General features: G+C 67.8%; 9 protein-coding genes and 3 pseudogenes. 7 read left to right on the top strand and 5 right to left on the bottom strand.

Annotated features, from left to right (window positions below; translation table 11 throughout):
- The 4 genes and pseudogenes from ACFW2E_RS30855 to ACFW2E_RS30840 form a co-directional block, all read right to left on the bottom strand.
- Positions 1-388: pseudogene (locus ACFW2E_RS30855) on the bottom strand (cation acetate symporter); the annotation flags it as partial.
- A 436-nt stretch (positions 389-824) separates the two neighbouring features.
- Positions 825-1,132, bottom strand: a pseudogene (locus ACFW2E_RS30850) (transposase); the annotation flags it as partial.
- A 22-nt stretch (positions 1,133-1,154) separates the two neighbouring features.
- Positions 1,155-1,583, bottom strand: a pseudogene (locus ACFW2E_RS30845) (transposase); the annotation flags it as partial.
- A gap of 221 nt (positions 1,584-1,804) precedes the next feature.
- Entirely contained in the window at positions 1,805-2,011 is a 207-nt protein-coding gene (locus tag ACFW2E_RS30840; protein WP_384470355.1) for a hypothetical protein, read from the bottom strand.
- Between ACFW2E_RS30840 and ACFW2E_RS30835 the strand changes: the two genes are divergently transcribed.
- A complete protein-coding gene (locus ACFW2E_RS30835) occupies positions 2,004-2,258 on the top strand; it encodes a hypothetical protein (RefSeq protein ID WP_384470354.1) in 255 nt (84 codons plus the stop codon). The genes ACFW2E_RS30840 and ACFW2E_RS30835 overlap by 8 nt on opposite strands.
- 351 nt (positions 2,259-2,609) lie before the next feature.
- Here the strand turns inward: ACFW2E_RS30835 and ACFW2E_RS30830 are convergent, their stop codons facing one another.
- Complete coding sequence (locus tag ACFW2E_RS30830) at positions 2,610-3,305, bottom strand: NADPH-dependent F420 reductase (RefSeq protein WP_384470358.1); 696 nt, start codon at positions 3,303-3,305, stop codon at positions 2,610-2,612.
- Between the two features lie 74 nt (positions 3,306-3,379).
- Between ACFW2E_RS30830 and ACFW2E_RS30825 the strand changes: the two genes are divergently transcribed.
- The 6 genes from ACFW2E_RS30825 to ACFW2E_RS30800 all read left to right on the top strand — a co-directional run bounded on the left by ACFW2E_RS30825 (position 3,380) and on the right by ACFW2E_RS30800 (position 7,759).
- Positions 3,380-3,787: a winged helix-turn-helix transcriptional regulator gene (locus ACFW2E_RS30825; RefSeq protein ID WP_384470353.1), complete on the top strand. Its 408-nt coding sequence runs from the start codon at positions 3,380-3,382 to the stop codon at positions 3,785-3,787.
- Positions 3,784-4,176 (top strand): hypothetical protein, encoded by a 393-nt coding sequence (locus ACFW2E_RS30820; protein WP_384470352.1) that lies wholly within the window; start codon positions 3,784-3,786, stop codon positions 4,174-4,176. Before ACFW2E_RS30825 ends, ACFW2E_RS30820 begins: the two co-directional genes overlap by 4 nt.
- A 387-nt stretch (positions 4,177-4,563) precedes the next feature.
- Entirely contained in the window at positions 4,564-5,682 is a 1,119-nt protein-coding gene (locus ACFW2E_RS30815) for a hypothetical protein (RefSeq protein WP_384470351.1), read from the top strand.
- Positions 5,683-5,753: 71 nt separating this feature from the next.
- The gene (locus tag ACFW2E_RS30810) at positions 5,754-6,755 is read left to right on the top strand and encodes a hypothetical protein (protein ID WP_384470350.1); all 1,002 of its coding nucleotides are present in this window, start codon (positions 5,754-5,756) and stop codon (positions 6,753-6,755) included.
- A 139-nt stretch (positions 6,756-6,894) separates the two neighbouring features.
- Positions 6,895-7,245 (top strand): hypothetical protein, encoded by a 351-nt coding sequence (locus ACFW2E_RS30805; RefSeq protein ID WP_384470349.1) that lies wholly within the window; start codon positions 6,895-6,897, stop codon positions 7,243-7,245.
- A gap of 1 nt (position 7,246) precedes the next feature.
- The gene (locus ACFW2E_RS30800; RefSeq protein WP_384470348.1) at positions 7,247-7,759 is read left to right on the top strand and encodes a hypothetical protein; all 513 of its coding nucleotides are present in this window, start codon (positions 7,247-7,249) and stop codon (positions 7,757-7,759) included.
- Positions 7,760-8,024: the final 265 nt, after the last annotated feature.

Here is an 8,024-nt window from a genome sequence, read left to right as displayed (position 1 = left end):
CCGCCCCCGCCGTGGCCGTCCTGACCGAGCGATGCGGCAAGCGGGAGGCGACCACGTCCCCGATCGTGTAGCGGCCTGCCCGGCGCAGGGGCTCGGCGAACCTCACCGCAAGCAAGGCGATTCCGGCTGTGGACGCGGTGACGGTCAGCAGGCCGTCGGCGCCGGCGAGCGCCACGGTACCGGTGGTGAACAGCATCGTGATGATGGAGAGGTAGCCACCGGCCATGGCCAGGCCGTTCTGCCGGTCGGTGAGGGCTTGGCGCCCTGTGTAGAAGCCGGCTGTCGCCTCGTCGCCCCCGGCGCCCGCGAGCAGGCACAGGAACAGGCACATGATGAGCGAGGCGGTGAGGAGGACGATGATGAGGGTGCTGTGGCCGAGCGTGATCATGTCATGACGGCTTTCGGTGCGGGTGTCCTGGTAGTGGCATGCCAGGGCACCGGCTCGGCCGGTGCCCCCTGCAGACGTCTGGAAGAGCCACAGCCTCGGATCGAGGACGGCCGGCTGGGGGCCCGACGCTGGTGGTCAGCCATGACGTGGAAGACCTGCGAGGTCTCTTCTTGCGGCTGGGTGAGACTGGTGTCGTACGGAGCCCATGCTCTGGTGGGAGCGGTTGGCCACCGGAAGTGGTCGGAGTCATGAGGCGCGCAGCGGAGGCCGGCTCGTCGAAGATCGTTCGGGAGCGCGTCCTGTAACGGAACACCGTGTGTCCCGGTGTTGACACCCTCGCGATCTACGGCGGCCCCGTCAATGTTGGCCGCCTCCATGTCGCCGCGCCTGGACATGGAGATCGGCTCCGGTACCGGTAGTGCGGCGCAGCCCTTGGGCCGATGTCGTTCTTGGCCCCCGAGGAGGCGTACCGCTCCTTGAAACGGGCCGCCTGCCGAGGATTGATTGCATAGACCTGGTAGCCGGAGGCGATCAGGGCCTGCACCCACGAGCCCCGGTCGGTCTCGATCCCGACGACCACCGCCCCCGGATCCAGCTCCCCGCCGTAGCGGGCGATCAGTTCGTGGAGCCTGGCGATGCCCGCCACGCCTTCGGGCAGGTTGTGGTGGCCAGCTTGCGGCCGGCCTCGTCCTGGAGCTCGACATCATGGTGATCTTCGGCCCAGCCGTCACCGATCAGCACCAACAAGCCCTCCCCGTAGCTCCCATTAGGCGACGTTGACCCTTGTGACGAGGGTGCACAAGCGAAGATCGGCGCTGTGTTTGTTCCGCCAGATGATGTACCGGCAGCTCATGCTGCCCTCCTCCTTGCGGCCCGCGTGATCAGTGCCGTCCAGCGTGAAGTAGCGAAGGGCGGAGAACTGGGCCTCGATGCGGTTCAGCCAAGGGCTGTTGGTCGGCGTAGAGGCGAGTTCGACTTTGTCGGCCGCAGCCCAGTCGCCGACCCGGGTGTCCTTCTCCGTGGACAGGTGCGGAGAGAAGTTGTCGAGCACGATCGCGATCCGGATGCGCGGCGGGTAAAGGCTGCTGACTTCGGGTTCGTCGTCTTCGGGTATGACCTCGCCCTCGGGGATCGTGTAGAGGTGCTCGACCCGGGCCTTCTTGGTTGCATCGTCCGCGTCACGGGAGGTCTTCCAGTTTCAGCACGCCGCCCGCGCACGCGGCGCGATGCCGGCACCCGCCGCGGCGGGTGCGACGGCCATGAGTAGGGTGGTGGCATGTACACACGGGGGCGCAGACTCAGATTCACAGCGGTGTCGGCGATGGTCGTACTGACCCTGACCGGGTTCTCGTCGGGCCATGGTCACGGGAGCCGCAGCCGTCACAGCGGTGGCGGGGGCGGTTGCAGCAGCTCCAGTCAGGACCACGACAGTTCGTCGACGTCGGGCAGTGGTGGCTCGCACGTCAGCGGCTCGTCCGGCAGTGACGCGTACGACTCCGGGACGAGTACCGGTGGCAGCGGCGGCGGTACGTACCGCTCACGGCCCACCGACCGTTCCACCCCCACGGCGTCCTCCTCCGGCGACACCGCCCGGCCCTTGAAGGACGGCACCGCCGTGCTCATACACTGCGCGAGCACGGACGACCCGTACGCGACCGTCGAGGTCAGGAATCCGAACGGACGCGAGGGCCTATTCACCGTGAGGGTCAGCTTCAAGGACGAGCACGGCTTCACCATGATCGACACTTCCGATCAGGTGTCGGTGTCTGCGAAGGACAAAGCAACCCTCCGGGTCCCCGTTGCCAGCGCGGGACGCGTGGACGAGATCGATCACTGCGAGGTCAATCCACGGGCCACTGCCGACCGGTGACGGCCCGCGAAGCTCACCACGTCCGGAAACCGCCCGGGAGCCGCGCGACCACCCCCTCCGCCTGCCGGTCCCCGGCAGATTACTTCGTGGACGCGCTCGAGGAACCAGAGCGGGACGTTGAGGGGCTTGGGGCGCGGGCGGCAGCCACAACGTGCGACACCACCCGCTACGGCACGGCCGGAGCCCAGGTTCGATCTTGAACGTACTTCCGGCCGGGCAGACCCTAATTCGTTGAGAGCGGCGCCGGTTGGCTTCTCGAAGTCGAGCGGGCTGTTCGACAGCGGGACCGTCACGCCATTCTGGACCTCGGCCATGAGGCCTTCACTGAGAGTGGCGGGCGGCCCGCTTCGCTTAGCACCCCTGACGGAATGCCCCCGTGCTGCCTTCCGTTTCCTGGTGGCTCGGTCCGGCCGCGTATGCCAGCGGAGGTGCGATCGCCTGGGCGTCCGCTCCCTCACCGACCCACAGGGCGATGAACAGCGCGGCAGTCGCTTCCAGGAGTACCGCACGTTCGAGACCGCCGCCGGCCACGGGTTCACAACCCACGTCCCGCACCAACTCACGCACGCGCGCGAGGGCCCTCTCGTCGTCCCCGCAGACCGGAACAGCCAGTGGCCGCCCGTCGAAGACGGGCGGCCGCATGCGCCACACGTCTTCGTGGCAGAGGTTGAAAGCCTTGACCACGTGGGCTCCCGGTGCCGCCGCGGCAAGTTGCTGCGCGGCTGAGGGACCTCCTTCCGTCAGCAGCCGGAAGCCCTGTCCGACCGGGTTGGAGCAGTCGAGCAGCGCCTTGCCCTCCAGGGCCGCGTGCAGGTCCCGTGCCACGTCTACTCCTGCCCCGAAGGGCAGCGCGGCCAACACCACCTCCTGAGCGGACTCGGCCGCCGCGCGCAGGCCGGCATGCTTCGCGCCGCCTCCGATGCGCGTCGCGAGCCGCTCCGCCTTGTGCGGGTCCCGTCCCCCGATGATCACCTCGTGCCCGGCCTGCACCCAGTGGGTGGCGAGAGCGTCGGCCATGTTGCCCGTGCCCAGTACACCGATTCTCATCATGCGGTCCCTTTCCGTGCCTGCTTCGACCGTTCACACCGACGCTAGAAGGCCGTTAGGGCACCATTTGGTACGTGACGACCGACGCCTTCCTCGCCGACTGCCGTGCCCGCCTCGCCTTCGACCTGCTCTCCAACACCTGGAATGCCGTGGTGCTCTGGGCGCTGCGGGACGGCCCCAGGCGCCCGGTCGAACTACGGGAGCGGATCGGGGGCATCAGCTCCAAGGTCCTTACCGAGACTCTGCGCCGGCTGCAGTTCAACGGGCTGGTCGATCGGCAGGCACACCCCGACGTACCATCACGGGTCGAGTACCAACTCACCGCTCTGGGCCGGACTTTGCTGGCGCCCATCGACGCCGTGGGCGCATGGGCCTTCGAGCACGGCGATGAGGTTATGGCAGCCCAGGAAGCAGCATGCGAGAGCGGCTTCGTCGCCTTCGCCGAGGACGGCGTCGAGAACGACGCGGAGGACCCCAAGTGACCGCCACCATCGCTTACGACCGTACCGTCTCGAACCTCATCGACGAGCTGAGCGCGACCGGCCACGTCACCCGCAACTCCCTTGCTGCCTGGACCAGGGCCGAAGCAGGTCGAGGGCCGACCGTGGGTGCCGGACCGGCAGGCTCTGTGCGGAATCCTGTTCGTCCTGCACACCGGCATCCAGGGGATTACCTGTCCCAGGAGCTGGGCTTCGGCTCGGGCGTGCCGTGCCGGCGGCGCCTGGCCGCGTGGAACGAGGCCGGCGTGTGGGACCAACTGCCTGCACTGCTGCTGGAGAAGCTGCGCTCTGCTGCAGCCGCTCAGCATGCTCTCGACGAGGCCAGCCCGATCCACTCTGCCTGGTCGCCTCCCGGCTCAACGTCCTGTTGAATTCTACCCGGCCCTACCGCAGCGCCGCGGTGGACAAGGTCCGCACCCTGCGGGGGATCCTGCCATGTGACAACCGGCCAACGAGACTGCTCAGGCTGTGACTTATCGCCCTGTCTGCCATGCTGGTCGAGGAACGGTGGCGGTCGGCTGGCCCGGTCGGGAGCCGCCTGGGACGGGGGCGGCGGCATGCTGAGGAAGAACACGGAGAACACAGAGAACGCCGACGGGTGCGACGGCGACCGTTCGGCGCAGGCGTTTGGCCTACCAGGCGCACCGCCCGGCGCGGTACGGCCCGCAGCGCCCCGGCAATCGCCCGCATGGGGCAGGTTTCTTACCGTCAGCGCGTGGCCGACTGGTGCCGTCGGCGCGATCCTGGCACTCGCGGCCGTGCACCGCTGGCAGGAGACGAGGCTGTCGGAAGGGGCCGTCCTTGCCGACCCACACCCGAAGTGGTGGTACCTGGCTGCGGCCCTGGCCGGCGTGGTCGTCGTCGGAACAGTCCTGGTTACCATTTGCCGGACGGTCATTCTGCGCAGACCACCGGACAGGAGGGCGTTCGTCCCCGCGCAGCTGTTCCTGGCGATCGCCGCTTTCGACTCGATCAGCAGGAACTCGGCGGACGGCTCCTCGGTACCCTGGTGGGACTTCGACCTCTTGGTCCCCCTGGTCTCGGCGTCCGGATGCACATTGCTGTCCGGCGCCCGGCAGCTTGCCGTACTCGGGCGGCAGCACCTTAGCGACATCATCCAGTCGCCCAAGGATCTGCAAAGCGGCTCGTACTCCCTCTACTTGAGGTCCTTCGAGGACGACCTGCGGCGCACCGCGCTCGAGGAGACCGAGTTCAGAGCCCCGGGACCGGGGGCCGTTCTGCCGGACTTCCGCCTGTCCGGTCGTACGGAGGAGGAGCAGCTCGCCGAGGCGCTGAAGCCCGTGGCACCGATGGTGGCCGTGGGCCGCCCCGGAGAGGCGCTCCCCCTGGTCGGGGCCCGGCGGCTGTATCTGCCGATTGACGACTGGCAGGACACCGTGCGCGATCTGATGCTGCGGGCCCGGCTGGTGGTCATCGCGGTCGGCCCGGGTCCCGGACTACTGTGGGAACTCACGGAGGCGGTGCGGCTGCTTCCTGCACGACGTCTCGTGCTTCTCGTCCCGGGCCGAGCGACGTACGAGCGGTTTCGCGCCGCGGCCGCCGCCGTCCTCACCGAAGCGACCGGAAGACCCGCAGGGGATGCAGCCGGTGACTCCTGGTCACCTCCGGCGCTGCCGCCCTATCCGGAGGGAGAGCCGGCCAGCAGCCTCTCGCTGAAAGGCGCGGTCTACTTCGACGACGATGGGAGCCCGCACTTCGTCTTCTTCGGCAGCGGCAAGGGCCGGGTCGGGCACCGCGACCGGGTGTTGGTGTCGGTGGGGAAGCGGCTGGGTCCGGTTCTCGACCGGCTTCCGGTGTGGGAGTCCGGGTGCCACCCAGACGGTTCGACGCCCGGTGAACGGGGGCGCAAAGAATGAGCGGGAACCCGTACTTCCTGCGGGACAGGCAACTGTCACCGCGTGGTGCGCAGCGGCGGGCCAGGGGGCGGGTGCTGATCTGCGCCGGGTGGACCTTGCGGATCACCGGCATGGTGCTGGGCCTGCTGGGCTTCCTGGTCTTCAAATCCAGCTTCGAGAGCGATCACTGGAACTCCATCGGCAGCACGCCCTGGTGGTGGCGTCTGCTGGGCGCGGTTGTGGCCTTCGCGGCCGGATTGACGGCCTTTCTCACCGGTCGGTTCGTCGTGGTACGCGGCAAGCAGCACACCGCCGACATCGTCGGGTCCGTCGACCGGCTGGCCGGCACCACCTACCTTCTGTACCTGCGCCCGTTCGCGAACGACTACCCGGACATGGCATCTCTGAACAACGACGTCCAGGGCGGCGGGGCCAACCTTGAGACCCTCTTTTTCATCTCCGGACTGACCCAGGAGGAGGCCCTGGTTCGCCGTTTCCAGCATCTCGGGCGAATCGTCGCGATCGGCAGGCCCGGGGAGGACCTGCCACTGCCCGGTGCGGCACGGGCGTACCTGCCTCTGAACGACTGGCAGGACACCGTGAGTGACCTGATCGCCAGCGCCCACGTGGTGCTGTTGTCGGCGGGCCCCGGCGCAGGCACGGTGTGGGAGTTCACCGAGGCGGTGCGCCTTCTGCCGCCCACCCGGCTGTTACTGCTGGCCTACTGCGACGCCGCGGCCTACAACCTTTTCCGTGAGGCTGTTGACGAGGAGTACACCCGGCGGTCACGTACGGAGCCGGGAGCGCCGCAGACCGGGCTGTGGCCACCGCTGCCCGACCTGCCCGACTACCCGCTGCCTGCTCGCCCGCAGCGGCCTCGCTGGCAGGTGGCGCTGAACGGCGGCCGCAAGCGGCTGCGCTGGGACTTCGTGCTGAAGGGGCTGGTCGCGTTCGGGCCAACCTGGAAGGCGACGTTCGTACGGTTCGATCCGACGACCCTTCCCCTGGTGAGCATCTGGACGCTGCACCGCCTGGTTAAGCGCCAACTCCGACCCATAACTGAGCAGTTGATGGCACTGAACCCGCGGAACTGATACGGCCGCAGCGGGTGTTCGGCCATCACGAACGTATGGCCAGCATCGACGAGCGCCTCTGGAACCAGGGCGTCAGCCCGTCGGACTTCTGCTAGGCCACCGGCAAGCACCAGGCCGCGATACTGGAGCAGTACAAGCTGTGCGGCGAAAGGTCGACCGGGTCAGTTCCCGGCGCAATCTCACCAACACCTTCTTCCTCACTCTCAACACTGCCGTCGTCGGCGTCCTCGCCGCCGTGTCCGGCACGGCCTGGCGGAACTCCTCGGCCTGGGTCCTGGTGGCAGGGCTGGTGATCCTGCTGCACCCAGTGCCTGGCCTGGTACTTGATGGTGCGCTCGTACCGGCAGCTCAACGCCGCCAAGTACGCGGTGATTGGTGCCTTCGAGGAGTCGATGAGAAGGGCGATCTCAAGAACTTCAAGTTCGTCGTCCCCGTTGTGTGGACTGGTCGAATCAGCCCCGCCGTGTCGCGGGATTCGCCATCCTGGTGACATGAGCCAAATCGGGGACGCGTTATGGAACACAGATATCAGGGCCGCAGACTATTCGGAGGTCAATGACCGCTACCGGCAGGCAATACTGGAGCAGTACAAGCTGTGCGTGGAGATGGCCGATCGGGTCAGCTCCCGGAGAAACCTGACCAACACCTTCTTCCTGTCCCTCAACAGCGCGGTCGTGGCGGTCGTCGCGGCGGTCTCCGGCGGTGTGGCAGCGGACGTCTCGATATGGCTGTCGGCCGCAGGACTGACGATCCTGCTCGCGCAGTGCACTGCGTGGTTCGTCATGGTCCGCTCGTACAGGCAGCTCAACAGCGCCAAGTACGCAGTGATCGGGGCCTTCGAGGAGCAGTTGCCCGCCTTTGCTTATTCCCGTGCGGAATGGGGAGCGCTCGGTGAGGGGCGTGACTGGCGCAAGTACATGCCGCTGACCCACGTCGAGCAGTGGGTGCCGGTCACCTTCGCTCTTGCCTACCTCCTCGGCTTCTACGGCGTCGTGGCCGCATGACCGCGCGCACCCTGCCCCTCGAACCTGCTTCGGGGCGTCGGGGTGCGCGCGGTAGCATCACGGCGAGCCGCGAGACGCGGTCGTGCTGAAAGGACGAGGACCGTGACGACCCTCGGGGTGACCGGGCACATGGACCTGACCGACGATACGGCGGACCTGGTCCGTAGCGTGTTGGTGGAGCTGTCGCGGGTGGATGCGGTCGTCTCTCTTGTGGGCGTCTGCTGCCTCGGTGAAGGCGGTGACTGCTTGTTCGCCGAAGCCGTCC

The organism is Streptomyces sp. NPDC058964 (genome assembly GCF_042741275.1).
Taxonomy (GTDB): Bacteria; Actinomycetota; Actinomycetes; order Streptomycetales; family Streptomycetaceae; genus Streptomyces.
Note: the sequence above shows the minus strand (reverse complement) of the source record. Positions and strands in the feature narration are given on the sequence as shown.

Bases quoted from the DNA above. Each gene is read 5' to 3' on its own strand.
- ACFW2E_RS30840 (WP_384470355.1), bottom strand. From the start codon at position 2,011: ATGAGCACGGCGGTGCCGTCCTTCAAGGGCCGGGCGGTGTCGCCGGAG.
- ACFW2E_RS30830 (WP_384470358.1), bottom strand. From the start codon at position 3,305: ATGAGAATCGGTGTACTGGGCACGGGCAACATGGCCGACGCTCTCGCC.
- ACFW2E_RS30800 (WP_384470348.1), top strand. From the start codon at position 7,247: ATGAGCCAAATCGGGGACGCGTTATGGAACACAGATATCAGGGCCGCA.